Source organism: Photobacterium sp. DNB23_23_1, from assembly GCF_052873815.1.
Map to the genome: position 1 here is coordinate 26613 of NZ_JBNNXT010000032.1, position 26493 is coordinate 53105.

Annotated in this window: 23 protein-coding genes and 1 pseudogene; 3 read left to right on the forward strand and 21 right to left on the reverse strand. The window is 49.5% G+C overall.

Annotation, left to right across the window (positions count from 1 at the left end; translation table 11 throughout):
• Positions 1-23: 23 nt before the first annotated feature.
• The 7 genes and pseudogenes from bcp (ACVA53_RS17940) to ACVA53_RS17970 all read right to left on the reverse strand — a co-directional run bounded on the left by bcp (ACVA53_RS17940) (position 24) and on the right by ACVA53_RS17970 (position 8064).
• A complete protein-coding gene (bcp, locus tag ACVA53_RS17940) occupies positions 24-488 on the reverse strand; it encodes a thioredoxin-dependent thiol peroxidase (protein WP_016792134.1) in 465 nt (154 codons plus the stop codon).
• Positions 489-634: 146 nt separating this feature from the next.
• Positions 635-1120: a bacterioferritin comigratory protein gene (locus tag ACVA53_RS17945; protein WP_446505844.1), complete on the reverse strand. Its 486-nt coding sequence runs from the start codon at positions 1118-1120 to the stop codon at positions 635-637.
• Positions 1117-3321, reverse strand: coding sequence for a site-specific integrase (locus ACVA53_RS17950; RefSeq protein WP_446505845.1), 2205 nt, complete (start codon positions 3319-3321; stop codon positions 1117-1119). Before ACVA53_RS17950 ends, ACVA53_RS17945 begins: the two co-directional genes overlap by 4 nt.
• 13 nt (positions 3322-3334) lie before the next feature.
• A complete protein-coding gene (locus ACVA53_RS17955) occupies positions 3335-5692 on the reverse strand; it encodes a hypothetical protein (RefSeq protein WP_446505846.1) in 2358 nt (785 codons plus the stop codon).
• Between the two features lies 1 nt (position 5693).
• Positions 5694-7091 (reverse strand): tyrosine-type recombinase/integrase, encoded by a 1398-nt coding sequence (locus ACVA53_RS17960; protein WP_446505847.1) that lies wholly within the window; start codon positions 7089-7091, stop codon positions 5694-5696.
• 90 nt (positions 7092-7181) lie between these two features.
• Positions 7182-7514, reverse strand: a pseudogene (gene bcp, locus ACVA53_RS17965) (thioredoxin-dependent thiol peroxidase); the annotation flags it as partial.
• 10 nt (positions 7515-7524) lie between these two features.
• A complete protein-coding gene (locus ACVA53_RS17970; protein WP_446505848.1) occupies positions 7525-8064 on the reverse strand; it encodes a glycine cleavage system protein R in 540 nt (179 codons plus the stop codon).
• Between the two features lie 313 nt (positions 8065-8377).
• Here ACVA53_RS17970 and dapA point away from each other — a divergent pair, with 313 nt between their 5' ends.
• Entirely contained in the window at positions 8378-9259 is an 882-nt protein-coding gene (gene dapA, locus ACVA53_RS17975) for a 4-hydroxy-tetrahydrodipicolinate synthase (RefSeq protein WP_255043502.1), read from the forward strand.
• Positions 9260-9289: 30 nt separating this feature from the next.
• Positions 9290-10318: an outer membrane protein assembly factor BamC gene (gene bamC / locus ACVA53_RS17980; RefSeq protein ID WP_446505849.1), complete on the forward strand. Its 1029-nt coding sequence runs from the start codon at positions 9290-9292 to the stop codon at positions 10316-10318.
• Between the two features lie 107 nt (positions 10319-10425).
• Here bamC and lipA read toward each other — a convergent pair whose 3' ends face one another.
• From lipA to leuS, 12 genes are all read right to left on the reverse strand, one after another.
• Positions 10426-11397, reverse strand: coding sequence for a lipoyl synthase (gene lipA, locus ACVA53_RS17985; RefSeq protein WP_255043505.1), 972 nt, complete (start codon positions 11395-11397; stop codon positions 10426-10428).
• A complete protein-coding gene (gene lipB, locus ACVA53_RS17990) occupies positions 11394-12041 on the reverse strand; it encodes a lipoyl(octanoyl) transferase LipB (protein WP_255043506.1) in 648 nt (215 codons plus the stop codon). Before lipB ends, lipA begins: the two co-directional genes overlap by 4 nt.
• A gap of 134 nt (positions 12042-12175) precedes the next feature.
• Positions 12176-12451 carry a DUF493 family protein YbeD gene (ybeD, locus tag ACVA53_RS17995; RefSeq protein ID WP_107350349.1) on the reverse strand — a complete coding sequence of 92 codons (276 nt, stop codon included), beginning with the start codon at positions 12449-12451 and terminating at the stop codon, positions 12176-12178.
• A 164-nt stretch (positions 12452-12615) separates the two neighbouring features.
• Complete coding sequence (locus tag ACVA53_RS18000; protein WP_446505850.1) at positions 12616-13791, reverse strand: serine hydrolase; 1176 nt, start codon at positions 13789-13791, stop codon at positions 12616-12618.
• Between the two features lie 245 nt (positions 13792-14036).
• Positions 14037-14843, reverse strand: coding sequence for a septal ring lytic transglycosylase RlpA family protein (locus ACVA53_RS18005; protein ID WP_255043508.1), 807 nt, complete (start codon positions 14841-14843; stop codon positions 14037-14039).
• A complete protein-coding gene (gene mrdB, locus ACVA53_RS18010; RefSeq protein ID WP_255043511.1) occupies positions 14844-15965 on the reverse strand; it encodes a peptidoglycan glycosyltransferase MrdB in 1122 nt (373 codons plus the stop codon). It lies immediately after the preceding gene.
• Positions 15962-17917 (reverse strand): penicillin-binding protein 2, encoded by a 1956-nt coding sequence (gene mrdA / locus ACVA53_RS18015; protein ID WP_255043519.1) that lies wholly within the window; start codon positions 17915-17917, stop codon positions 15962-15964. The genes mrdB and mrdA overlap by 4 nt, the downstream gene beginning before the upstream one ends.
• Positions 17918-17923: 6 nt before the next feature.
• Positions 17924-18394 carry a 23S rRNA (pseudouridine(1915)-N(3))-methyltransferase RlmH gene (gene rlmH / locus ACVA53_RS18020; RefSeq protein ID WP_255043523.1) on the reverse strand — a complete coding sequence of 157 codons (471 nt, stop codon included), beginning with the start codon at positions 18392-18394 and terminating at the stop codon, positions 17924-17926.
• Between the two features lie 6 nt (positions 18395-18400).
• Positions 18401-18718, reverse strand: coding sequence for a ribosome silencing factor (gene rsfS, locus ACVA53_RS18025; RefSeq protein WP_107350486.1), 318 nt, complete (start codon positions 18716-18718; stop codon positions 18401-18403).
• Positions 18719-18869: 151 nt separating this feature from the next.
• Positions 18870-19898 carry a DNA polymerase III subunit delta gene (gene holA, locus ACVA53_RS18030; protein ID WP_255043528.1) on the reverse strand — a complete coding sequence of 343 codons (1029 nt, stop codon included), beginning with the start codon at positions 19896-19898 and terminating at the stop codon, positions 18870-18872.
• Complete coding sequence (locus ACVA53_RS18035) at positions 19895-20590, reverse strand: LPS-assembly lipoprotein LptE (RefSeq protein ID WP_255043529.1); 696 nt, start codon at positions 20588-20590, stop codon at positions 19895-19897. The genes holA and ACVA53_RS18035 overlap by 4 nt, the downstream gene beginning before the upstream one ends.
• Before the next feature lie 142 nt (positions 20591-20732).
• On the reverse strand, positions 20733-23309 hold the full coding sequence (leuS, locus tag ACVA53_RS18040; RefSeq protein ID WP_255043531.1) for a leucine--tRNA ligase: 2577 nt from the start codon (positions 23307-23309) through the stop codon (positions 20733-20735).
• A 184-nt stretch (positions 23310-23493) separates the two neighbouring features.
• Between leuS and ACVA53_RS18045 the strand changes: the two genes are divergently transcribed.
• Entirely contained in the window at positions 23494-23976 is a 483-nt protein-coding gene (locus tag ACVA53_RS18045; RefSeq protein WP_255043532.1) for a zinc ribbon-containing protein, read from the forward strand.
• A gap of 87 nt (positions 23977-24063) precedes the next feature.
• Here the strand turns inward: ACVA53_RS18045 and ACVA53_RS18050 are convergent, their stop codons facing one another.
• The gene (locus ACVA53_RS18050; protein WP_255043533.1) at positions 24064-24726 is read right to left on the reverse strand and encodes a lipid-binding SYLF domain-containing protein; all 663 of its coding nucleotides are present in this window, start codon (positions 24724-24726) and stop codon (positions 24064-24066) included.
• 207 nt (positions 24727-24933) lie between these two features.
• Complete coding sequence (gene lnt, locus ACVA53_RS18055; protein WP_255043534.1) at positions 24934-26493, reverse strand: apolipoprotein N-acyltransferase; 1560 nt, start codon at positions 26491-26493, stop codon at positions 24934-24936.

Genomic DNA, 26493 nt, shown 5'->3' on the forward strand with positions numbered 1-26493 from the left:
AAGAGTTAATTGCTCATGGACGGTTATTTGCTGTTTAGGTAGTCCAATACAACTTCATGGTGATCTTTGGTCTTAAACTTGTTAAACACATGCTCAAGGTTGCCTGACTCGTCAATCAGGAAGCTTGTTCTTACAACGCCCATGTTTTCACGGCCCATGAACTTCTTGAGTTGCCAAACACCGTACTTCTCACACACTTCGTGTTCTTCATCGGCTAGTAGAGTGAAGTTTAGCTCTTGCTTGTTGATAAAGTTGGTCAGCTTTTTCGGGGTGTCTGGGCTTAAACCAAGCACAACAACGTTGTGGGCATCTAGTTCAGCTTTCGTGTCACGCAGTCCTTGAGCCTGAACGGTACAGCCAGGAGTTGAAGCGCGTGGGTAGAAGTAGAGCAGTACCTTCTTACCTTGAAGCTCAGAGAGCGTCACAGGGTTATTGTCTTGGTCATTCAGAGTGAAATCTGGTGCAGTTTGTCCGGCTTCGATTGCCATTGGTTTTGTCCTTACTTTCTCAATTAATTGTATTTGGCGTAGCGTTCTTCGCTACGTCCTTTTTAGAGCATTTTTATTACGTTAGAGTGTACACTTTTATCGAAAATTCAGTGTCCTGTCTAGTGATTACACTAAACAGGACGCTCTTACCTAAAATCTCCCTTGATAAGGTTATCTGGTCTTGCTTTGACGACTTTGTCCATCGCCTTCTCTCGCTGACTTTCGTGCAGCATCTCCATGAGTTCCTGAACCATTTTTATATGGCTTGCTGCTTGTTTGGCTAGAGCCTCTTCATGACTTCTAGCGAGGTTGAGGTACTCCTTTTTTTTCTTATTTGCTTGGGTCTTGTCGACTTTTAGCTGTTTCACTTCCGCCTGTAAAACATCAATAGGTGACTGGCTTAAATCATCTTGTGCTACACGAAACTCCAGTGACTTATTCTTCACCATATCCTGAACATCTTTATGCCTGCGCAATGCCCCAACAGAAAGCCCCGCTTCTTTCTCGACGCTAATGTTGTTGATTTTTAGCTTACCTTCTCGGGCTTTCTTCCTTAACTCTCGGTTTTCTGGACTGCCTTCCAACAGCCGCTCTAGGGCATTGATAAGCCTATTCTTAGTTGCTTGTGTCATGACGCAGTCACTCCGCAGGGTATCAGCAGGTCTTGAACTTCTTGAGGTATTACAACGGGGTCATAGCTGATATCTAAGTCTTTCATAATGCGTTCAGCAGCCGTGATTTTGATATACACTTCTGATGCTGTTTGAGGCGTTAATTCATCATGCTCAATGTCCCATAACATATGAATTTCAGCTTCCTTGCGCTTCGCTTCGGCAAAAACAGCATCGACAATATAGTCGTTCTTACAGTCCACACACTCTAATAGGTTGACTTGTGTACGTAGGCTACAACCTGTTGAAGTGCAGTAAACTCCGGGGGCGACGGCGTGAATGTGGCGCTTTTGATCTCGGATTTGCTTTTTCCAGTAGTTGAGCGAGAGCATGTCGTGATCGACTTTATCTTTAAACAGGTTACGCTCAGCCTTCATCATGTTTTTGGCAAACTCTTTGCCCTTGCCGCCAGCCACACGTTCTTTGTTCGCCAATTTCTTATAGATGCTTAGGTAGACTTGTGCTTGTTGGTCAATCCTTTCCTCATCAATGGCGTGAGCCAAGTTTTGTTTTTTCTTTCTGATTTTCTGGAATTTACTGGCGTTCTTAGCGTAGTGGCGTGTCATCGCCATCGATACATGGCTGAACTGCTGCTTGAGTTGGGGGAACGCACAAAGCTCGAAGCCGATCAGGTAGTAGGCAAACGAGCGCCGGAGCTGATGCCCTGTAAATGCATAGTCATCCCCCACACTAAACGAAAGGTTGGGGTCGGAAACTTTCAAATCGATGACATCGTCATTGGTTAGCGCGAGCTTTTCACCCAATGCATTATTAAACCAACTAACAAGATGTTTAGATAGGGGCCTTTTTTTGATAGCACTACAGCCCTCTTTTATCTTGTGGAAGAATGCTTGGCTATTAGGGTGACGTTTTCTTAGTGGCGAATGTAGCGCTTGCAGTATTTCGTAAGCCTTTTTCCCTACCTCAGTGGTGACAAACTCATCCTGTTTTGACTGAGAGCCTTTGGTGGTTTTTGATAGGTCTGCATGAATAACGTGAATGGTTTGCCCTGATATGGTTTCTGTTGTGAACCCATTTGCGGTATGTAGGTGAAAGGTTTCATCAGAGCGCATACCTGAGCGGGACATTAACGCCCAGAGGCAACCACCATTGAGTTGTTTAAATAATGATTGTGCCTCTTTAAGCCTGCTTACAACCCTGTTGCCAACTTTCAACCACCGCTCTGGGTGGAGTTTGTCAAAGTAATCAGATTGAAAGGTAGGTTTGTGCTTGTTGAGCAGTTCAAGCACCGACTCTTGTGTCGGGTGATTGAGTGCTAGAAAAGCAGCTTGAAAGGCTATTTTCTTTTCCCTCTCTCCTTTACTTGTAGAAGCTAAATTCCACCTGAGCCTGCCATTTTTGAGCTTTGCCTCATCGCTAACAAGGTATTTAGCATACCCTTGGTAGGCTTTGTCATGGTAGTCAGCAATGTAATCTGAAAGCTTGCCAAGCTCATCACGAATGGGGTATAGCTCGTTCACTAATGCTTCTGATTGTTGAAGTCCCAAATAGTACAGCCGCTGCGGGATAACCGTGTTCTGCTCATGCTCTTTATAGGCTAAACCAAAATCCGAGGCAGATAACGTTTTGGTCAGACTAACGTTAAAGGGTAGCCTCTTGGCTTCAATGTACAGTTTGTTGAGTGGTATATAGGTGAGTTTTCGTTCGAAGTCCAAATCGGTAACATCACCTAATATCCAAGTCTCTAACAGCTCAAAACTTAATAACTCAAAGCTATTATGGCCTTCATTCAGTAGCGCAGAGGCGACTTTCTTTAACCCAGTGATAGCCTGCACAATGCTCTCAAAAGAATAATCTTTGGGCGAAAGCCACATCATACTCAATGCTAGCGCCCGCAACTGGTTTGTTAGGTTGCGCTCCATCACCTTTCCGTCAAGAAAGAAGTCTAGAGTACTTGGTTTGGTCGCATTAGGTTCAAAGAAGGGTTGGAGCTGACGCCAAGCGTTGTTGTCCCCAATTTTACCTAGCGACTCACCAGTGACGCTAAAGCTAATATCTAGCAATTCAAGCTCATCCCACTCTCCCGATTTAATGGCAGGCTCTAACACATCCTTCAGGTAGTTTGTGTAGCCTCCAACATGATTTTGCGCGTCTATGAGGGCATCTTGTTGGCCAAGGTTGTACATAGGTAACTTTATCATGGCAGACTCCAAATTAACGGTGTAGGGCTAAAATGGCGTGATCCATCGATACCCGAGGGTGACGCCCGTTTTTGTTAAATAACGCCATTGCACCGTCGTACACATCCTTGCTGGCGCCATCGAGGGTAAACTCAAAAGCAGCGATTCTTTCATGGACTTCTTCTTGCGCGTTAGGGTACAGGTTTACTGCCTCCCTCAGCACATCTATGAAAGAGATAAGTTTATAGATGTGCTGAGGCTCATCGACGGCTTTGGCTGATTGGCATTTATGGCACATGTCGTATTCAGCACAAGGTAGCTGTAGCTTCATAGCGTTATTGGTTTCACGCTGGGTGTTTTTTCCACCTGCAATGTTTTGTTGTCCATTGCAATGAATGCCATTGGGGTTGGTTTTTGCCCTTTCTTCCTCTTGCACCTTTTTCCATTCATCATGCGTCAGCATTGTGATGCCAAGTTTGGCTGCAACTATCTCTTTTGCCAGCTCTAACCCCGTGTCTTCATCCAATAGCTCCATCACTTGTAGCGCTTGTGAAATGATGATTTTGTTGAGTCTTGGGTCACCATTGGCATAGTGTTTATCAACGGTTTGGAGAAGATTTTGCAGCAGGCTTTGAACGCCGCCAGCGCCACTTACGGAGTACACTTGGTTACTGGTCATTTCTCGCCAGCGGCTTGATTGCAGTGAAATGAAGTATTCGTTGGGTTCAATTGACCATGTATTCATTAGATGAGAGCTGATAGGGCTAATTCCGTCCCAGTCTTTAGGGGCTTGCCTATGGTTACTTCGCTTGAGCAGCAAACGCTCATAGTTTTTAGAGTCTTGTTTATCGGCTAACTCTGTGGCGAAGTGTTCTATATCTTCGATTAACGCCTTGTCAGCAGCAGGAACAGAGAAGTGGTGGCTCTCGCCATTGCGGTATTTGAACGACACACTGATGTTGCCCTCAGCGTCTTTATCCGAATACGTTAGCGGCAGTAAGATGCCTTTGAGTGGTAAGTCTGTGTAACACGATAAAATGCAGTAGGCTGCATTCTTTGCGCCTTTTGTGGCTATGAGTTTTGCGCACGGGCGAGAGATTTTACTGACTAAGACTCGGCCTAGCGTATTCTTTTCTGTTTTTAGCTCGATAACACGGTGGTTTCGATAGCTGTAAAACAACTCCTTAAACCATGGCAGGCAAGGTGCACGAGTGGGTGATAGTAGGTTTAGCTCCACCATTAGATGCTTGTTTACTTGTCGCAAATCGAACGAGCTACTTTTCTCCCCTTGGTTATTCAGCGTGAACAGTAACTCAGACCCTTCTTCGCCACCGCCATATAAAGCTGAAAGCGTTTCAAGGGTTTTAATAAACTTCACTCCGTCCCGTTTATCAACATCGAAGCCCTGGTTGATCAGTACCGCGTCTACTTCTTTATTTGCGCGTGGCTTAAAGCTCGTGACCTTTACCACCTTTAAGCTTTTATCTCGCTCATCAGTATGAATCGTGATTGGATGAGCGATGCTCTGTACGTCGCTATCGTTTAATGAGGTAAAAAAGCACATAAGGTGATAAGCCGCCCCCATCACCATGTTAAACGCGGCGGCAGGCTTTACCGATGTGCCCGTTTTACTCGGTCCATGGGTTTGGGTCTTGAGCGACGTTTTAATTGAAATGACTTCTTGGTAACCACCTAAGTCCACAACGACAGGCAACTCATCAGGCAGGCTAAGGTTTTCTTTTTTTGCCGCAATGAGCTGTGGGGCTAGGATGAAAAATAACTCACTCAACCGAGCAACAAGCACTTCTTCTTCAGCGTCGGAGTAACCCTTGATTGGTGTACTTTCGCCAGAGAACCCTCGGTGATGGGTTGCCCATGTGTCAGCGGGTAATCCACACCATGAAAGGGCGGTGCGAAGCGTTGTAGTTATTTGAGCTGCTGTGCTCTCTTGGATGCCCAGTTCATCACCGTGGCTCATCTCCCGTAACTTCTTTGAAGGGCTGTACATTTTTATGCGGTGCCGCAGTTCGCCATCATTCCCTGCGTATTTTAAATAACCAGCTTCAGAAAAGGGGTCAACGTTTACAGCGTCACAAAAGGCAATGAAGGGCTTTAATGCCTCGTAGATATTCGTGACGGTTGATGCCTTCCTGCCATTATCAACATACTGGTTGGCTTTTTTACAAAAGCTCCTTAAAAAAGGAATACGGCTGTCGATTTTGACATCATTGCTATCTGTACCAAGGTGTAACAGGTGTGATATATCAAACTCGGTTACCTTCCTGCTTCTGGCGGCCTTATAGGGGATGGTAAGGTGCAACGGAACCACATTCTTACTGTTTCTGACGTGCTTAACCGTCTTTGAGTTCTTCGCGAGTGGGCTTTTGGGCATACTACAGTCCTTTGTTGATCTTGTTATTTTTGCTCTCTGCAACCCGTAACTGCTCATCAAACTTATTCATGAACTTAATGTACTTTTCCGTCGTTGCGGTGCTTTCATGTCCCATTAGCGAGGCTAATTCGTCCATTAGGTACTCATAGGCAACCTGCCGCTCCCTAGACTCACACCAAAGCCAATGCGTGGCATAAGTTGATCGCAGGTCATGGATTCGGTAGTACCAGTCAGGCTCTATTGCCCGGATACGCTGTCGCAGTTCACTAAAATGTGCCTCTAGAGTTTTTACTGTGTATGGCCGTCCTTTATTGGAAAGAAAAAGGTAGTCAGTAGTGTCCTGTTCTTCTTTGGACCTAATCAACTCATTTCGTCGAGTCAGGTTCTTTTGTCGCTGGCTACATTCTTTGTATTGCTCTAATTCCTCATACAGTGCGATAGGGATTTCAATCGTGCGCTCCTTACTGCCCTTGGTACGTGTAATGGTCAATGGCACGACGTCTAATCCACTAAAGTCCTTACCACCAATATCGTGAGCAGGGAGGTGGGTGGCTTCATCAATCCTAAGCCCTGCCTCTTCACATAGTATCAGTATCAGGGAAGCAGCTTTTGGCAACGTATCAATGTGCTGGGAGAACAGTTCTTTATGATCTAACGACATAGGCTTCAATTTTTGATGAGCAGGCGTTTTATCGACTTTGGGGAACTCCTTCATGATGTTTGATATCTCATAGACTCGCGTTGTACCAGACTTAGTATGAGCAAGCATGTCATGCTGGTTGGTGCCATCTAGGTAAGCCTCAAACTTGGAGAAGTGTGTCAGGACATGTTCATCATCATTTTTGAGGTAACCGTGTTTCTGCATCCACTTATAAAACCCAATAACAGCACCCATATAGCTTCTTGCTGTGTTAAGCGAGTATGCTTCGTCCCCAGTTGCCTCCTTCCGAGATCGACAGTTTGCCAAAAGGTGCTGTGCAAATTGCCAAGGTGCGCCTTCTTCTTCATGCTTCGTCAGTGTTTTATAGGTTAGGTACTGAGGTGGTATCGGCTTCCCATCATCATCAACTTGAGATTTGTGGGTGGAGTCTAAATATCGAGTAAAGGCCAATAAGCCTTTGGCTATTGATTTGGTTTCTTTAATTTTTCCTTCACCGCTGAGTTTTGACACGAGGTAAAGAGATTGTGGATAAACAACACGCCCATCTGGTGCAAGGATAATATCGGTCTTCTTTAGGCGAGACTGTAAGCTGGATGGGGAAAGGTAGGGTGAGTGGGTCACTTCTCCAGAGTCACTATCGATGATCTCTGAGATTCTCAGTTTAGCTAATGTATCTACCTCTATGGAGAGCAATCGGTAGTCATCATAAACATCGTTTTCATCATGCTTTTCTATCACAAAACAACCCTCAATATGTTACCCACATATCAAAGGTAGACTGTCATGAAAAATTATCGAGGGTTTTTGTCATAAAAAATTTCTAAGGGTGAATGACTTTTTTCCCCAGACACCAAACTGGTCGGCGACTGAGTGATCTTCGTCTGACAATAGGGTGAAGTTTAGATTGTCACGTTCGATAAACTTCGGCAGGCGCTTAACTGCATCAATACTGATCCCGAGTACTTCAACATTGAAGGCATCAAGTTCCGCTTTGCTATCACGCAGGCCACATGCCTGAACGGTACAGCCGGGGGTCATGGCTTTCGGATAGAAATAGGCAAGAACTTTCTTGCCTTTGAAATCGGCCAGGCTAACCGGCTCGTCATTTTGGTTATGTAGTGTGAAGGCTGGCGCAGGCGTACCGGCGGTCAAAGTCTTCATAGTGGATTCCTTATTGATTATGGCCGACAAAAGTCACGTTGCCGCTGACCAGCAGATCTTGGCAAAGTGCTTCAAATTCTTCTTGTAAGCTCATTAGGTTACAGCCTTCAGGTAAATTTGTCCCGATTTGCAGCTGAAATCTATTAGGCGATCCGGTTTGTGTACTTTCTTGGGTGTGGGCGCTGAGCGAGGCGATATCGATGGCGCGCAAGGCGAGGAAGCCGGTAAATTGCTCTATCAGACCAGGGCTGTCATTGGCTTCAATGTGGAAGTCCGCGGTATAGGTAAAATGGCGATATTCATGCTTGGTTGTGCGCTTCATAACCGTTAGCAAGTCATGTTCGCTGGCCTTTAGCGGTAAGGTCGATTCAACCCGGGAGATGGCATTGGCTGAGCCCGAAAGTAACATTATAAGGGTGAACTCTTGACCAAACAGGGCCAGGCGGCTGTCAACAATGTTGCAGTCGCATTGGGTAATAAGCCGGGTGACGTCATCAGAAATTCCAGGGCGGTCTGTGCCAACCGCGGTAACGACGAGATAATGCTCCATATTTATCCATCACATTTTGAATACCTTCTGCATGTTAGCACAGACCCATGGTCCGCCAAGGGATATCTCCAGCAGATGCTAAATGTGGATAAATGCTTGTTTGGCCGTAGTGTTGTTTTACACCCCATGGAAGCGAAAAATAAGATGTAAAAGTGAGCTGTTGGCAGAGAGTTAGCCTTCACTGATTTACATACTTCTGTCTTGAGTTTACTGTAACTGAAACGTAGTATGGTTTTCTTGGCCGCTTGATAATTCGCTAAACCAGCATAAATTCATGATGAAGCCAGGATATATTTTTTCAGGGGAGATGGACATGTTTACAGGAAGCATGGTAGCGCTAATTACACCGCTTGATGAAGCTGGTGAAGTCGATTACGCCAGTTTGGCGTCACTTGTAGAATACCACATTGCCGCGGGCACCGATGCCATTGTTGCGGTTGGTACCACCGGAGAGTCAGCAACGTTGACCGTTGATGAGCATGTGAAGGTGGTATTGAAGACCCTGGAATATGCACAGGGTCGAATTCCGGTCATTGCAGGCACAGGGGCCAATGCGACTCATGAAGCCATCACCTTTAGTAAACTCTTTTCTGGCACTGGTGTTGCGGGCTGTTTGACGGTAACGCCGTACTATAATAAGCCAACACAGGAAGGCTTGTATCAGCATTTCAAAGCGATTGCAGAGGCGACAGATCTGCCTCAGATCCTATACAATGTGCCAGGGCGTACTGCTGTTGACTTGTTACCGGAGACGGTGGCCCGATTGGCGAAGATTGACAATATTGTTGGTATTAAGGATGCGACAGGGGATCTTTCTCGTGTGAAGATAACTCGGGAACTTTGTGGCGATGATTTTATCCAACTAAGCGGTGATGATGTCACTGGGTTGGATTTTGTGGCCGAGGGTGGTCACGGCGTGATCTCTGTAACAGCCAATATTGCGGCAGCGGATATGGCGCAAATGTTTAAGTTGGCCCTGTCCGGCCAAATTGAAGCGGCGAATGAGATCAATCAACGTTTGATGCCGCTTCATAAGCAATTGTTTGTTGAATCCAACCCTATCCCGGTAAAATGGGCGGCACATCAGCTTGGCCTCGTCTCGTATGGCACTCTTCGCCTGCCGTTGACTGAGCTGAACGAATCTGCCCAACCAGTAGTTGCCGAAGCACTCAAGGATGCGAACGTACTACTGTAATTTGCTAGAGCGTAGGAGCGCAGAAGCGTAATGAATTATAAGTATAAGCTGGTGGCGGCTGCCGTTGCGGTTGTTACACTGGCTGGCTGCTCTGATGGCGCGGAGCGCCGCCGTCAGGCAAACCAGGATTTTAATTACCTCGATACTCAGCAGCTAGAGAGCTGGACGTTGCCAAGTGATGCACAGTCTTCGCAAGTTAGCGACTATGCGATTCCGGCAGGGGAATATCAGGGAGCGATTGGTGCCGGGGTTGATATCCGTCCTCCGCAGCAAGTGCTTGCCTTGATCCCAGGGGCGCGAACGCTGCAAGACGCTGACGGTGTGACTTTGGTAATGGTCAAGCAGGAAGATCTTTCTGATGTTTGGTCGGTAACCCAAAAGTTGATCACTGAGCAGAACATCGGTTTGAGAAACCAGACGGCCAATACCATAGAAACCGACTGGATCAGCTGGAATAACGAAGATGAAGACACCGAGATCGGTAGTCGCTACCGTATCGAGAAATCGGCTGAAGCAGGGCGTTACAGCTACCGCATCATGTTGGTTGACTGGCGTGAAGGCGGTACTGAGCAAACTGTAAGCGTTGAGAACAAAGAGCGCTACAGTATTCTGATGACCAATCTGGTGACATCGCGTTTTGATGAGCGAGAGCGTGAGCAAGCACGTTTGCGTGCTCAGGAGCTGGTGAAACAGATCCCGATTTCAATGGGCCAAGATCGCAGCGGTCTACCGGTGATCATTGCCCGTGCACCGTACAATGTGTTCTGGGAACGTCTACCTGACGTCTTGGGGCAACTGGGCTTTACCGTGGAAGGTCGTAACCGTTCACAAGGTGTGGTTGAGGTACAGTTCAAGTCTCCGGATGATGAGTTTTGGGACGATCTGGGTACGCAGCCGGTTGAACTTGATAACCGTGCTTATAATTTACAGCTAGGTGACTTGGGTAACCGTACGTCTATCAGTATTACCGATACCGATGGCAAGCCTGTTACCGAGCAAGCGCTGAACAGCCTTGCGCCAGTTATGGCAGCCGCTATTGAGCGAGCCAATCAAGGCTAAGCGATAAAATAGTGGCAATAAAAAACGCAGCTGATTTATCAGCTGCGTTTTTTTATGTTCTTTATAAGCGATTTTAATTACTCAGCGGCTTGTAGGGAGGGCGCTGGTTATTTCACTTCTTCGCCTTTGGCCTGCATATCTGCATGGTAAGAAGAGCGAACAAATGGGCCACAAGCGGCATGGGTAAACCCAAGCTCAAGGGCGATCTCTTTTAGCTCATCGAACTCTGAAGGCGGCACATAGCGCTCAACCGGAAGGTGGTGGCGGCTTGGTGCCAGGTACTGGCCCAGTGTCAGCATGGTTACACCATGGGCACGCAGATCTTTCAGTACTTGGACGATCTCTTCTTTGGTTTCGCCCAACCCCATCATCACGCCAGACTTGGTAGGCACTTCAGGGTGCATTTCCTTGAACTTCTTCAGCAAATCCAACGACCACTGGTAGTTAGCGCCTGGCCGTGCCTTACGGTACAGACGGGGTGCTGTTTCCAGGTTGTGGTTGAATACGTCTGGCGGACTGTCGCGAAGGATATCCAGCGCGCGATCCATACGGCCACGGAAATCAGGGACTAGCGTCTCGATCTTTATTTCTGGATTTAGGGCGCGGATTTCACGAGTACAATCGGCAAAATGCTGGGCACCGCCATCTCGAAGATCATCACGGTCAACTGAAGTGACAACGACATAGCGCAGATTCATGTCTGCGATGGTTTTAGCCAGGTGCTGTGGTTCTTCGGCGCTTGGCGGCAACGGGCGGCCATGGGCAACATCGCAGAAAGGACAACGACGTGTACAAATTGCACCGAGGATCATAAAGGTCGCCGTACCGTGGTTGAAACACTCGGCCAGGTTCGGGCAAGAGGCTTCTTCACAGACTGAGTGCAGCTTGTTTTTACGCATTGCTGATTTAATATCTTGGATACGTTTGCTGTCTGAAGGCAGTTTTATCTTCATCCATTCAGGTTTACGCAGCACTTCTTTCGGCGCTTCCTCAACCTCTACATTGCGAGTAGGGATGAGGGCCATTTTGTCGGCATCACGGTATTTGACACCTTTTTCAATTTTGATTGGTTTACTCATGAATTGCTTTCCGTTTTCCACTCAATGCTCTGGTAATCGAGCAGGTTGACTAACTCTTCTACGAGTACTGGCTGAATTTCCTCTAGTTCAGAAGGCCCATTCAATAACGCGGTTTGCGTCATTTCCATCCCAGCATAACCGCATGGATTGATGCGTAGGAAAGGTGCCAGATCCATATTGATATTGAGTGCCAGACCGTGAAAAGAGCAACCACGTCTAATGCGTAATCCGAGTGAGCATATCTTCTGACCGGAGACATAGACACCTGGCGCATCAGGACGGGCATTGGACTCAATCCCGAAATGGGAAAGGGTCTTGATGATAGTATTTTCTATATGCGTGACAAGATCGCGCACACCCATTTTTTTCCGACGTAAGTCAATGAGGATATAGGCAACCAATTGGCCTGGCCCGTGAAAGGTGACCTGGCCACCGCGGTCGCTTTGCACCACAGGGATATCCCCTGTGTTGAGCAGGTGCTCAGCTTTGCCTGCCTGGCCTTGGGTAAACACGGGATTGTGCTCAACCAACCAAACTTCGTCCGTGGTTTCCGGGCTACGTTCGTCGGTGAACTTATGCATGGACTGCCAAATAGGTTGATAGTCTTGGCGGCCGAGGTTGCGAATTATAATCTTATCTTGCAATGTCACACCCTTTTAGTCGTTTGACGAAGCCGGAACAACTGATACCCCTATATGGGGCCTCAATACCAATGGGTATTATAAAACTTGGCGGCTGAATTTACAGCCGCCAATTTTGTAGGGGAATTGAGAGGTGCTTACAGCACAACGCGGACAATGTCGATTTCACCTAACTCTTTGTACAGAGTTTCTACCTGTTCAATAGAGGTTGCTGTGATTGACACAGACACGGCACTGTAGGTCCCTTTGCCACTTGGCTTGACGTTCGGGGTGTAGTCACCCGGTGCGTGACGCTGGATCACGCCAACAACCAGATCTGGGAGCTCAGGTTTGTTGTAACCCATTACCTTGTAAGTGAACTTACAAGGAAACTCTAGAAGATCTTTTAGTTTTGGCTGCTCTTGCTGCTGCATGCTGAACTCCGAGTATTTTGCATTCATTTTGCGATGTTAGCCGAGCATATTAATGGGTATGTGGCTTTTTCACAAGCCATCTGGTGTCTTCGGTATAGGCAGGAAAAAAAAGAGGCAACCTTAGGTTGCCTCTTCTCTTTATTTATCGGTATGTTATACCGCGCTTAGCTTAACCAGCCCTTGAACAGTAGCATGATGTAATCAATCAGGCGGCTGAACATACTGCCTTCGTTGATATCATCCAACGCCAGCAGCGGGTATTCGGCAATATCTTCGTCGCCGACACGGTAGTAGAGCTTACCAACCACATCGCCTTTTTGGATTGGCGCTTTCAGCTCTTTTTCCAGCACGAAGCTTGCCGTTAGATCTTTGGTTTGGCCACGTGGCAGGGTTACGAAGGTATCTTCGCTCACGCCCAGTGACACTTCAGCCTTGTCGCCCATCCATACTTTTTCAGTCACAAATGTCTCGTTTGCTTTATGCGGAGACACGGTTTCGAAGAAGCGGAAGCCGTAGTTCAGTAGCTTTTTGCTTTCAGCCTTACGGGCATTAGGGTTGCTGGTGCCCATAACAACGGAAACAAGGCGCATTTGACCTTCGGTCGCAGTACTTACCAAGCTGTAACCTGCATTGTTTGTGTGGCCAGTTTTCAGGCCATCAACGTTGAGGCTCTTGTCCCAAAGAAGGCTGTTACGGTTGTATTGGGTGATACCGTTATAAGTGAAAGATTTCTCTTTGTAGATAGCAAACTCATCGGGAACATCACGGATAAGCCCCTGAGCAAGCAGTGCCATGTCATACGGCGTCGTGTAGAGATCTGGATTATCCAGGCCGTGGACATTGGCAAAATGGGTCGAGTCCATACCGAGGGTCTTGGCCCAGGCATTCATCAGGTCAACGAAAGAGCTTTCCGAACCTGCTACATGCTCAGCCATTGCAACACACGCGTCGTTACCTGATTGGATGATGATGCCACGGTTAAGGTCAGCAACTTTTACTTCGCTACCGACTTCGATGAACATTTTAGACGATCCCGGGAAGTTCTTGGCCCAGGCATTTTTGCTGATCACCACGGTGTCATCCATGTTGATATTGCCACGGTTAACTTCTTGGCCGATGACATAACTGGTCATCATTTTGGTCAAGCTGGCTGGTGGGATCTGATCGTATTCTTTATTGCCAGCCAGGATCTTGCCTGAATGAAAGTCCATAAGGACATAGCCCTTGGCAGCAATCTGAGGGGCTTCAGGCACTACAGCTGGGGCAGCCGCTGCTGATGCTGAAGCCAGCAAGGTTGCTGAAATAGCAACAGAGCGAAAAAGTGCAGCAGATTTTTTCATGTTGGTTGTAACTTAATTTGTCTAATGTAAAAAACTTCACACACTATATCAGATTGTCAATATGAGACCAGTCTTGGACTCGGATATGTTGTGCGGCAAGGCGACTCTTGGCGAATCTTGACATTATACCAAGTTGTATAATCGTCTGGACGATGAAACAGCTTGGTATAACCAGAGTCAATAAAGCCAAAGTCAAAAAAATACCAGAGTAGTGGTTCGCTCTGGCATTTATTTATGACTGTGAGTTAGGATTTTGGTTCCAACTCGCGTTTAGATGTGATGATGAAGGCCTGTGGATACTGCCCGGCTTTGGCTTTATCACGTTGGCTGGTCGCTTCGTCGCGGTCGATGTAAGGCCCGAGACGTAGGCGGTAAATTTCAGCAGAGTCCGCTTTTTTCAAATCAACGGCGGTATCGAAGTCTTGCTCCAGCTGCTTGGCGATTTGTTCGGCCTTGCCTGCATCGGTGACTGCTGCCAGTTGGACAAAGTAAAGGTTGGGGTTGGCACTTTGCCATTCGTTCGGGTTGTCGGGTTTCGCGACTTGGATCAACTCGATTTTGACTGGTGCGGTGCCGTGTTTGATAACATCCAGCCGTGCCGCCGCTGCCATGCTAAGGTCGATAATTCGCCCGTCGTGGAAAGGACCACGGTCATTAACCCGGACAATCGCGCTCTTACCGTTGTTGGTATTCGTCACTTTGACATAGCTCGGTAGCGGCAGTGTTTTATGCGCCGCTGTCATCGAGTACATGTCGTAGATCTCACCGTTGGAGGTTTTGTGGCCGTGGAATTTCTTGCCGTACCATGAGGCATTACCTTGTTCGGCGAATGGCTGCTCACCCTGCACAATTTTGTAGCGCTTTCCGCGTAGCGTGTAATCCTTGTTACCAGCCAGGCTATGGGGCTCATAGCGCGGTTGAGCGTCTTCAATATGATCCAGTGTTGGGGATGACTCCGGTGCGACATCGTCAGCCAGATCGTAGCGCTCGGTATTGGGTGCCGAGCTACATCCCGCAAGGATAAGAACAAGGAATAAGGATGATATGCGCATTTAGGTCGCCTTGGACAACATTTTTCTGTGGGTATGGATAGACATCAGGATCCCGAAACCGGCCATCAAGGTGACCATGGAGGTGCCCCCGTAACTGACCAGCGGTAGGGGAACCCCTACGACCGGCAATAATCCGCTGACCATCCCGATGTTTACGAAAATATAGACAAAAAAGCTCAATACAATACTACCTGCCATCATTCGACCGAACGCAGTTTGGGCCCGGCTGGCAAGGAGCAAACCCCGGCCGATAATAAACAGATAGATAGCCAACAGGCAAAGCACACCTATCAGCCCCCATTCCTCTGCGATCACCGCGAAGATGAAATCGGTGTGTCGCTCTGGCAGAAACTCAAGCTGGGACTGGGTGCCTTGCAGCCACCCCTTGCCGGAAAGGCCGCCGGAGCCGATTGCAATTTTTGACTGGATGATATGGTAGCCAGCGCCAAGTGGATCGGACTCAGGGTTGAACAGGGTCAATACCCGAGTGCGTTGGTAGTCACGCATCAGGAAAATCCACAGTACCGGGATGAAAGCCCCAACCAGAACACCGGCAGCCCCGATGATTCTCCAGCTCATACCGGAGAGGAACAGCACAAAGACTCCAGACGCTGCGATCAGGATCGAGGTACCCAGATCGGGTTGCTTGGCAATTAAGATGGTTGGGACAAACACCATCACCAGAGCGATAACAATATTCTTCAGGCTCGGTGGCAGTGGGTTGTTACCGATAAAGCGCGCTACCATCAGGGGGACTGCCAGTTTAATCAGCTCTGAGGGCTGGAAGCGGACAAAACCCAGGTTCAGCCAGCGCTGGGCACCTTTGGATGACTCACCAAAAAACAATACGCCAAGCAGCAGGACTAAGCCGACTCCAAATAAATAAGGCGCCCAGGTTTCATAATGGCGTGGGGAGATCTGGGCCAGGATGAACATGATCCCTAATGACAACACCATACGCATCGCCTGGCGCTCCATCATGGCGATTTCCTGTCCGCTGGCACTGTACATTACCATCAGGGCAAAGCCCATGAGAGCAAGGATCCCCATCAGAAGCGGAAAGTCCAGATGTAGGCGGTCACTCAAGCTCCGCTTGTTGCCTGTGGCGGCCATGATACTCATTGTGATACCTCGGCTATTTTCTTGTCGACTAGCTCTACCAGCGGATCGGGCGTTTCCGGTTTGAGCAACATGTGGTCAAAGATCCTGCGGGCGACCGGGCCACCGTTGGAAGAGCCACCACCGGCGTTTTCCAGTACCATGGATACGACCACTTCTGGCTTCTCAAATGGGGCAAAGGCTGTGAACAAAGCATGATCGCGCAAGTGCTCTTCCAGCTCTTCGGCGTTGTATTCCTGATCTTCGGCCAAACCAAAGACCTGAGCAGAGCCTGATTTACCACCGGCTTTGTATTCACTGCCGTAGAATGACCGGCGTGCCGTACCACGAACGCCATGAAGTACCCGGTACATGCCTTCTTTGGCTACTTGCCAATTCTTCGGATCGACATTATCAATGGGTGGGAAGTCCTCGTACTGAGCGGGCTTTTCCACATCATCATCAATGATGTCTTTTAGCAGGTGCGGAGCTTGTACTCGGCCGTCATTGACCAGTACCGTGGTGGCTTTGGCTATTTGCAACGGTGTCGCGGTCCAATACCCTTGGCCGATCCCAACGGGAATGGTATCCCCCTGATACCAAGGCTGGCGGAAACGGGCTTGCTTCCATTCACGGGTTGGCATATTGGCCTTGCTCTCTTCATGAATATCGATACCGGTGTATTCACCGAAACCGAAGCGGCTCATCCAGTCGGATAGGCGATCAATGCCCATGTCATAGGCGACTTGGTAGAAGAAGGTATCGACCGATTCTTCTATCGCTTTGTAAATATTGACCTTGCCGTGCCCCCAGCGCAGCCAGTCACGGAACGGGCGGCTGTTGGAGTTAGGGATCCGCCAGTAGCCAGGATCGTTGCGGGTTGTGCGAGTGGTGATCACCCCTTCGCTTAGGGCGGCAACCGCAATCATCGGCTTAATCGTCGAGGCTGGCGGATAGATCCCGAGGGTAACCCGGTTGACCAGCGGACGATTTTTATCATTCAGTAATGCCCGATACTGGGGACCGGAAATGCCATGGACAAACAGGTTAGGGTCATAGCTTGGGCTCGAGACCATCGCTAACACTGACGAGTCACTCGGATCCATAACAATGACTGAGCCACGTTTGTACTTGATTTGCTCTTCCCCCGTATCTGGGTCGAGCTTGCGTTCGGTCAGTAGTTCTTTGACATAGAGCTGGAGCTCAATGTCGATATTGAGTTTGATGTCGTTGCCAGGAATTGGCGGGACATATTTCAGGGTGCGGATGATCCGCCCACGGCTGTTGACTTCGACTTCCTGGTAGCCGGAGGTACCGTGCAGCATATCTTCGTAATAGCGCTCAACACCCAGCTTGCCGATATCTCGGGTTGCTTTGTAATTGTTTATTTTCTCGTCGCGCTCAAGGCGCTGGAGATCTCGGTCGTTGATTTTCGCAACATAGCCCAGTACATGGGTCAGGGCTTCACCGTAAGGGTAATGCCGTTTCAGGTAGGCTTTGACTTCGACGCCAGGGAAACGGTGTTGGTTGACCGAAAATAGCGCGACCTGCTCTTCGGTGAGCTGGTTGAGGATTGGAACCGATTTGAAGCGTCGGGTGCGACGGCGCTCGCGCTCGAAGCGTTCGATCTGCTCGTCGGTGACGCCCATCAATGTCTTGAGGCGATCGAAGGTATCTTGCCTGTCAGGCACTTTTTCCGAGGTGATTTCAAGTGAATATACCGGGCGGTTCTCGGCAAGGAGAATACCGTTACGATCATAGATCAGGCCGCGGTTAGGGGCGACAGGAACAATTTTGATCCGGTTATCGTTCGACCGTGTCTGGTAGTCTTCGTGCTCTTGGATCTGGATGTGATATAGGTTAGTGAGCAGAATACCGACCAGCACGACGATGCCGATAAATGAGACAAGAGCCCGGCGAAAGAATAACGCCGACTCAGCCCGGTGGTCGCGGATCTGCGTTCGCTTTTGTCTCATTGCCCATTATTCCCTATGGTACGGGTGGTTCGCTGTGATGCTCCACGCACGGTAAAGGCTTTCGGCCATGACAACACGCACCAATGGATGGGGTAAAGTCAGTGGCGACAGTGACCAGCTTTGATCGGCCGCTGCCTTACAAGCCGGTGCCAAGCCTTCCGGACCGCCGATCAGGATAGACACATCTCGGCCATCCAATTTCCAGCTTTCCATTTGATCGGCCAATTGCTCGGTATCCCAGCGCTTGCCCGGGATATCCAAGGTGACAATACGGTTCCCTTTTGGCACCGCGGCCAGCATCGCCTCGCCTTCTTTTTGCAAGATACGAGCGATATCGGCATTTTTACCGCGCTTGCCAGCTGTGATTTCAACCAGCTCGAGCGGCATGTCTTTTGGGAAACGGCGGCTATATTCTTTGTAGCCTTCCTCGACCCATTTCGGCATCTTGGTGCCGACAGCAATTAGTTGAAGCTTCATTGTCGGTTAGCCCCAAAGCTTCTCCAGTTGGTAAAGGTTACGTGCATCTTCTTGCATGATATGTAGCATGACACTGCCCATATCAACGATTACCCACTCACCGTCTTCTTCGCCGCTGATCCCAAATGGCGGGTAATCAATTAGCTTCGATTCCTTGTTAACGTGATCGGCAATCGAGGCTACGTGGCGGTTTGAGGTACCAGTGCAAAGCACCATGAAATCAGTGATGCTGGATTTACCGCGAACATCTAGGGTAATGATGTCCTGTGCTTTGATGTCATCTACTTTATCAACAATAAAATCGTGTAGTTCTTGAACCTGCAAAAGGGGATCCTCTTTTGTGTATTTGGTGTCATTACTGTAGACCCAGATAGTGCTGGGTCCCAATGTAGCGGCGCAGTATACCATGCTCAAGCTTGTCGATGACAAGTTGGCAGTAACTTTACATAGCCTGCGCCTAACTTGTGCCGGATGGCTAAAATTTACCCGGTATAGCGGTCGTCACACCGCACATTTCGGCACACAGGGCCGATAGGGCATCCCATGGCTGGTAGTCAAAGTCGGTTTTTACCCGCAACTCCAGTTCAGCCAGTTGCCGGAGCAGTCTGATTATCGTGGGTAGTGGCAAACGGTGTAGCGCGCCAATGTACACTTCCCGCCGGCTTTGCCAAATCCGAAAGTTCTCGAAGATATTGTTGAGCGAGGTGCCCTTGCTACCCATTTCCTGCATTTTATACAGCTGGGTCAGTTCGCGCTGTAAAGTACGTAACAAGATCACCGCTTCAACACCTTCGCCCTGCAACTGGCGCAATACACGCTGGCTGCGCTTGGCTTGGCCTGCCAATACGGCGTCAAGTAATTGGAATGGGGTGTAGTGGTTATGGCGGCTCAGTGCGTCTTCAAGGCGGATGATAGTCAGGTCGCCATCAGGGTAGAGCAGCACCAGCTTTTGCAGGCTCTGGGCCAAGGCTAGCAGGTTGCCCTCATGCCACTGGGCCAGTAGTTGTACCGACTCATGATCCGGCTTCAGCCCAAGCTGCTGGCAGCGTCTCTGAATAAACCGCGGCAGATGGCGGGCATCGGGGGTGTTGCAGGGAATATACAGCCCTTGTGCGTCAAGCGCCTTGAACCACTTGGTGCTTTCCTGCTTTTTGTTGAGGCGGGGCCCCTGGATCAGCAGCAAGATGTCCTCGTGCAGAACGTCAATCACTTCCTGGAACGACTTGACCTGCTGGGCATTGAGGCCGTTTTCTGGTAGTTCCAACTCAATGATCTGGCGAGCAGAAAATAGACTCATGGCCTGGCAGCAGTCGAGCACTGTATTCCAATCCAGTTGGGCGTCGATCGTAAAGCTGTGGCGTTCATCAAAACCCGCTTGCTGGGCTGCCTGCTTGATGTGGTTACTTGATTCGAGTTTGAGCAGCGGTTCATTACCGCATAGCAGGTAGGCTTGGCGCAGCCCTTTACTTAACTGCTGCGCCAGTTGTTCCGGGAAAATCCTCATTGCGCCGTTTCAACCTGCTCAATCTGCACATCTTGCATTGTCGCCTGGTTGGCATTGTCGCTCGCAGGATCGCTCTCGGCTTTGATGTCCAAGCCAAGATCTGTGGTGATGCGTTCCTCATTGCTGTCGGCGTTCTTGCTTTGTTCCAGCAGGGCTTGTAACTCTTCTTCTTCCATCTGGTTGAAGACTGCTGTCAGGCGGGCTAGCTGACGCATGATCTGCTTGGCGGCCTGCTCGCGCATTTCTTGCTCTATCATGTCGCGCTCGACAGATTTTGCCAGTGCTGTCAGTGGGTTATCAAGGAACGTACGGTTGACGCGGGTGGTAAACGTCTGGCTGCCTTTTTCTGGCACCACAATACGGTAGCGTACGGTATAGGTTAGCTCGTATTCGGCAGCACGAGCATTTTGGTACAGCGACAGGGTGCGCTCACCGGTCGATTCGCTGATCAAATGCAGGTTCGGCACTTTACTTGACGGTGCAACGGGCTCGATACCGTGCAGTTGGAATTGTGACTTTACCTGACGGTGTAGCTGGCCGTATCGGTCAAAACTGGTCAGAGAAAGCTTGGCAATGTCGTCGGGCAACATATAGTTACCACGGAGGTGAAAACCGCAAGATGCAGTTGCCAGCGCCATGAGGACAACAAAGAAGGTTCGGATAATGCTTTTTGGAGAAATGAAAGCTCTCACCGAGTCTGCTCCATGAAAAAAAGTGAAAACTGACCGGCTGACGTGGATGGTTCTAGTTAGGGTGTGTGAGCCGGATTAAACTGTGGCTCCAAACTGGAGCCACAGGTTAGGCACTAGGAAATTGCTTTAGTTCGATGCGAAATTAATTCGCAACGATGTTCAGCAGTTTGCCCGGTACATAAATCACTTTACGAATGGTTTTTTCGTTTGTGAATTTGGTCACGCCTTCATCGGCCATCGCCAAGGCTTCGACTTGCTCTTTGGTTGAGTCTGCCGCAACCGTTAGTTTAGCGCGAAGTTTACCGTTCACCTGTACGATGATCAGTTTTTCGTCTTCAACCATGGCTTTGTCGTCGGCAACTGGCCACTGTGCGTCATCGATGTTGCTCTCGCCCAGCGTTTCCCACATTTCGAAACAGATATGCGGTGTCATTGGGTATAGCATACGAACGATAGCTTTCAGGGCTTCGTCAAGTAGGGCACGGTCTTGTGCTGATTCTTGAGAGGCTTTAGCCAGCTTGTTCATCAACTCCATGATAGCGGCAATTGCGGTGTTGAACGTTTGGCGGCGGCCAATATCGTCACCCACTTTAGCAATTGTTTTGTGCACATCACGGCGTAGGGCTTTCTGATCGGAAGACAATGCCGCTACATCGACAGCGTCCGCTGCACCATTGCTCGCATGTTCGTTAACCAGTTTCCACACACGTTTCAGGAAGCGGTTGGCACCTTCAACACCAGACTCTTGCCACTCAAGTGTCATGTCTGCAGGTGATGCAAACATCATGAATAGACGGACGGTATCTGCACCGTATTTGTCTACCATCTCTTGTGGGTCGATACCGTTGTTTTTCGACTTAGACATTTTGATCATGCCTGAGTGAGTTACATCGCGGCCTTTGTCATCGGTCGCTTTTTCAATGCGGCCTTTGTTGTCACGCTCGATTTCAACGTCAGTTGGTGCGATCCACTCTTTAGTGCCTTTATCGTTAGTGTGGTAGAAAGCATCGGCCAGTACCATACCTTGACATAGCAGCTGCTTGAACGGCTCGTCTGAGGTTACGTAACCTGCGTCACGTAGCAATTTGTGGAAGAAGCGCGAGTACAATAGGTGCATACAAGCGTGCTCGATACCACCAATGTACTGATCGACGGGTAGCCAGTAGTTCGCTTTTTCTGGATCTAGAATGTCGTCAGCCTGTGGTGAACAGTAACGCGCGTAGTACCAAGACGATTCCATGAACGTATCGAAGGTATCTGTTTCACGCAGTGCCGGCTCGCCGTTAAAGGTGGTTTTTGCCCACTCTTTATCCGCTTTTATTGGGCTGGTTACGCCGTCCATGACCACGTCTTCCGGTAGGATTACCGGTAGCTGGTCGGCTGGAACAGGGCGAACTTCACCGTCTTCAGTGGTTACCATTGGGATTGGAGCGCCCCAGTAACGCTGACGAGAGACACCCCAGTCACGTAGACGGAAGTTTACGGTCTTCTTACCTTTACCTTCCGCTTCAAGTTTCGCTGCAATAGCATCGAATGCTGCTTGGAAGCCCAGGCCGTCGAATTCACCAGAATCAAACAGAACGCCCTTCTCGGTGTAAGCCACTTCAGATACGTCTAGCTCGCTGCCGTCTTCAGGCTTGATCACAGGGATGATGTCTAGGCTGTACTTAGTCGCGAATTCGTAGTCACGTTGATCGTGAGCTGGAACCGCCATTACCGCACCTGTGCCGTAATCCATCAGTACGAAGTTCGCTACGAATACCGGTACTTCACGGCCGTTAAGTGGGTGGATAGCTGTTAGGCCGGTATCCATCCCTTTCTTTTCCATGGTTGCCAGTTCAGCTTCAGCAACCTTGGTGTTACGGCATTCTTCAACGAAAGCCGCTAGCTCTGGGTTATTCTGAGCGGCTTTCTCTGCAAGAGGGTGACCAGCAGCGATACCTACGTAAGATACGCCCATAAGCGTGTCTGGGCGCGTTGTGTAGACTTCCAGTGGCGCTTCTTCACCGTTAACAGCGAAAGATAGCTCAACACCTTCAGAGCGGCCGATCCAGTTACGCTGCATGGTTTTCACCATATCAGGCCAACCTTCAAGGTTGTCTAGGTCATCAAGCAGCTCTTGAGCGTATTCAGTGATCTTAATGAACCACTGAGGGATTTTCTTTTGTTCTACCGGCGTATCACAACGCCAGCAGCAACCATCTTCAACCTGCTCGTTAGCCAGTACGGTCTGGTCATTCGGACACCAGTTTACTGAAGAGGTCTTCTTGTATACCAAGCCTTTTTCGTAAAGCTTAGTGAAGAACTCTTGCTCCCAGCGGTAGTACTCAGGTGTACAGGTTGCGAATTCACGGTCCCAGTCGTAGCCGAAGCCCAGCAGTTTTAGCTGGTTCTTCATGTATTCGATGTTCTCGTATGTCCAAGGCGCTGGCGCAGTCTTGTTCTTAACCGCGGCATTTTCAGCCGGTAGACCGAATGCATCCCAACCGATTGGTTGCATCACGTTCTTGCCTTGTAGGCGTTGGTAACGAGAGATCACATCACCGATGGTGTAGTTACGCACGTGACCCATGTGCAGTCGACCACTTGGGTACGGGAACATGGAGAGACAGTAGAATTTTTCTTTATTAGGGTCTTCACTTACAACAAAGGTCTTTTTGTTGTCCCAATGTTCTTGAACTTTCTGTTCAATGTCCTGTGGACGATATTGTTCTTGCATCGATGACATCCGGGATTTTGTGAGTTGAGTACAAACACATTCAATATAATCGACATAGAATAACTAAAGGTAAAGGTGTCAACAATAGCTGAAACCACTTCGGGGACGAATTGTTGGCCTATATTGGTGCCAATTACGCAGAAGGCAGGCGGATGCCGGTGAATTAGCGGATAGGAGGTGACCTATGACAACAAAGAAAACGGATTATGAGGGGCTACTCGAGCAAGTCACAGAAACCCTCAAGCACAGTCCTGATGAGCTAAAACACTGGGCAGAAGTGACGGAAAAGTACCGTCAAGCGGCCAGTGACATGACCAAAGACGAGCTGGCATTGATTTCTGCATACCTCAAACGGGATTTGCAGGAGTTCGGCCAGAATGCTGACGAGAGCCCGGCGCCGTTCAGCGACAGCCCATTCTACCGGGTCGTGAAAGAGACGATTTGGGAAGGACTTGCCGAGGCAACGGACAAAACCCAGATTGAGTGGCATGAGGTGATGGATGATCTCAAGCATCAAGGGGTCTATGAAGCTGGTGAGATGGTTGGTCTGGGGCATTTGGTGTGCGAAAAATGCGGCCACGATGAGGTCATCACTCATGTTAAAGAGATTTCGCCTTGCCTCAAATGCGGCCATAACCGCTTTACCCGCAAGCCGCTGTCGCCTTAGGCCGTATATTTACTGACATGAAGTCAACAAAAACGGGCTGAAAGGGCCCGTTTATTTGTCGTAGATGACTCTGATAGGCGCAGAGTATTACTCTATAGGCTCTACTGTCTCAACCACAACGGTTGTCGGTGCCAGTTCTGGGAGTTGAGCAGGGACGGCTGCCGAAGGTTGAGAGGCTCCTTGGATCGGCGTGACACTGAATTTTTGACCAGCAATGGCAGCTTCCACCATCATTCCACCTTTGGCAGCAGTGAAGACGGCCACACCGTTGGTGTAGTCGGCATCGATAAATTTATCCCCGGCACTGGCACGAAAGCCTGACGTGCCAGCATTGGCTTGGGCGCCCTCGGTCAAAGCCACCGCAGAGGCTGAGGCATCAAGCTCGAAATTACCGTTCATGAAACGCTCGTAAGCTCGTTTGTCCTGGAAGAAGATAATCTCGCTGTACGATTGACCACCAAACTGCAAACCGAAAGACACTTGGTATAACTTGGCATGGCCGGTGATATCGCCATTTTTGAAGACGGTGCCGCTGCCATAGGCGCCACCGACCCAGAATCCGCCTTTACCGACAGAAGGAAAAACCGCATAGCCATAAGCGGTGTGGAAAAAGGGCTGGGTTTGCGAAGCGGCTTGGAACTGGGTGAGGGCCGCTTGGGTCTCAAGACTTTCTTTGGCTACCGAGCCTGTTGCCACGCAAAGCATCGCGACGCTGTATAGCATGGCAAAGAGTTTGTTGATCGATTTCATTGGCATTCCCCAAATAGACATTGTGCTGTTGTTATTCCAAGCTTTTGATCGGTACGGGCTGTACGTACACAGCGCTTTGGCGAACTCTAATATACACCACTTGGTTATCTGTCCAATATATTAACAAGGTGAATGAAAAGGCGAAGGGGTTACCTTCGCCTTTCGGGGGAATTGTCAGCGTTGATTCAGCGTTATGCTGGCTAGCCGTTAGTCGTGGTAATTGACTTGCGGCTGTTCGTCACGGAATCGACCAGCCCGGCGACGGATCAGGATCCATGACATGGCGACAGACCACAGGATGTAGATATACAGTGGCCAGCTTCCGAGGGTGGTAAACGGCGTCATGCCAATTGTCGGTACCACTTCAGCCCTGAGGACTCCGGTCTCGAACTGCGGGATCTGCTCAATGATCTTGCCCTTGTGATCGACAATACCCGTCAGGCCACTGTTGGTTGCGCGCAGCAGTGGTTTGCCAAGCTCAAGCGATCGCATCTGGGCAATTTCCATATGCTGGAACGGGCCAATGGATTTGCCGAACCAGGTATCGTTGGACAGGGTCAGCAAGAACTCGGTATCGATATTGACGTTGCGACGTACCTGTTCGCTGAACGCGACTTCGTAGCACAGTGCCGGTGCCAGCGAGTAGCCATTGGCCTCGAGGTTCGGCTGGATGTAATCACCGCGACTGAACGAAGACATCGGCAGGTTGAAGAACGGCGCGAGTGGACGCAGGATATCGCCGAACGGTACGAACTCACCGAACGGTAGCAGGTGGTGCTTGCTGTAGCGCTCTGCCTGATCGTACTGGTACGGGCCGACGGCATTGACACCAAGGGTCAGGATGTTGTTGTAAAATTCCCCTTGCTCATTCTGATCCAACACACCAGTGATCACTGTGCTGCTGTTATTGCGCGCCGCTGCATCGAGGTTCTGCAAGAAGGTGGTGACCTGGTCCTCTAACGCTGGGATCGCCGCTTCTGGCCAGATGATCAGATCGGCGTCCCAGTTCTCACGGGTCAGGTCCGTGAACTTCATCAGGGTCGGCCAGCGCTGGCTTGGCAGCCATTTGATTTCTTGCGGCACATTACCCTGGATCATTGCGACATCAAGGGGATTGTCAGTGTCCGGCTTGACCCACTGTTTTTGGCCTGCAAACAAACCCAGCGCCAAAATGCATACCGGTACCAGCAATGGACGCCAGTTCCGGTAGTAAGTGGCTGCCACGAGGGCGCCGCAGCTAAGCAGCAGTGCCAAGGTGATCCCTTCTACGCCCAATATAGGAGCGAAGCCGGCATACGGGCTGTCAATTTGGCCGTAGCCCAACCACAGCCATGGAAAGCCGGTCATCAACCAGCCGCGGATCCAGTCGAGCAACAGCCAGATCACCGGGCCGCTCAGCATCAGCTGGTGGAATGGGCGGCCACGGTTGAATTTGTTGAATAGGGCACCGAAAACGGCAGGATACATGGCAAGGTAGCCAATCAGCAGGGCCATCAACGCCCAACCGGCCAACCATGGCATGCCGCCGAAGTTGGCGATACTGACATGTACCCAGCTGATCCCGGTTCCAAATAAACCCAAACCCCAGAGCAAACCGATCAGGGCGGAGCGCTTGACGGATTGATTCTGCAGCAGGTACAGAAAAATAAAGAGGGAAAGTGGGGCAAGGTACCAGTGATGGTAGGGAGCAAATGATAAGGTGGCTAAAGCGCCTGCTGGGACAGCCAGCAATGGCTGTCCCAACTTCTTAAAGGTATTTTTCGTCAT

What these genes read in the sequence shown, in the direction of transcription:
- mrdA (WP_255043519.1), bottom strand. Translation starts at nt 17,917, where the DNA reads ATGAGACAAAAGCGAACGCAGATCCGCGACCACCGGGCTGAGTCGGCG.
- ACVA53_RS18000 (WP_446505850.1), bottom strand. Translation starts at nt 13,791, where the DNA reads ATGAAAAAATCTGCTGCACTTTTTCGCTCTGTTGCTATTTCAGCAACC.
- bamC (WP_446505849.1), top strand. Translation starts at nt 9,290, where the DNA reads ATGAATTATAAGTATAAGCTGGTGGCGGCTGCCGTTGCGGTTGTTACA.
- ACVA53_RS17950 (WP_446505845.1), bottom strand. Translation starts at nt 3,321, where the DNA reads ATGATAAAGTTACCTATGTACAACCTTGGCCAACAAGATGCCCTCATA.
- mrdB (WP_255043511.1), bottom strand. Translation starts at nt 15,965, where the DNA reads ATGAGTATCATGGCCGCCACAGGCAACAAGCGGAGCTTGAGTGACCGC.
- ACVA53_RS18045 (WP_255043532.1), top strand. Translation starts at nt 23,494, where the DNA reads ATGACAACAAAGAAAACGGATTATGAGGGGCTACTCGAGCAAGTCACA.
- ybeD (WP_107350349.1), bottom strand. Translation starts at nt 12,451, where the DNA reads ATGCAGCAGCAAGAGCAGCCAAAACTAAAAGATCTTCTAGAGTTTCCT.
- lnt (WP_255043534.1), bottom strand. Translation starts at nt 26,493, where the DNA reads ATGACGAAAAATACCTTTAAGAAGTTGGGACAGCCATTGCTGGCTGTC.
- lipA (WP_255043505.1), bottom strand. Translation starts at nt 11,397, where the DNA reads ATGAGTAAACCAATCAAAATTGAAAAAGGTGTCAAATACCGTGATGCC.
- leuS (WP_255043531.1), bottom strand. Translation starts at nt 23,309, where the DNA reads ATGCAAGAACAATATCGTCCACAGGACATTGAACAGAAAGTTCAAGAA.
- dapA (WP_255043502.1), top strand. Translation starts at nt 8,378, where the DNA reads ATGTTTACAGGAAGCATGGTAGCGCTAATTACACCGCTTGATGAAGCT.
- ACVA53_RS17970 (WP_446505848.1), bottom strand. Translation starts at nt 8,064, where the DNA reads ATGGAGCATTATCTCGTCGTTACCGCGGTTGGCACAGACCGCCCTGGA.
- bcp (WP_016792134.1), bottom strand. Translation starts at nt 488, where the DNA reads ATGGCAATCGAAGCCGGACAAACTGCACCAGATTTCACTCTGAATGAC.
- ACVA53_RS18050 (WP_255043533.1), bottom strand. Translation starts at nt 24,726, where the DNA reads ATGAAATCGATCAACAAACTCTTTGCCATGCTATACAGCGTCGCGATG.
- ACVA53_RS17945 (WP_446505844.1), bottom strand. Translation starts at nt 1,120, where the DNA reads ATGACACAAGCAACTAAGAATAGGCTTATCAATGCCCTAGAGCGGCTG.
- holA (WP_255043528.1), bottom strand. Translation starts at nt 19,898, where the DNA reads ATGAGGATTTTCCCGGAACAACTGGCGCAGCAGTTAAGTAAAGGGCTG.
- ACVA53_RS18005 (WP_255043508.1), bottom strand. Translation starts at nt 14,843, where the DNA reads ATGCGCATATCATCCTTATTCCTTGTTCTTATCCTTGCGGGATGTAGC.
- rlmH (WP_255043523.1), bottom strand. Translation starts at nt 18,394, where the DNA reads ATGAAGCTTCAACTAATTGCTGTCGGCACCAAGATGCCGAAATGGGTC.
- ACVA53_RS17955 (WP_446505846.1), bottom strand. Translation starts at nt 5,692, where the DNA reads ATGCCCAAAAGCCCACTCGCGAAGAACTCAAAGACGGTTAAGCACGTC.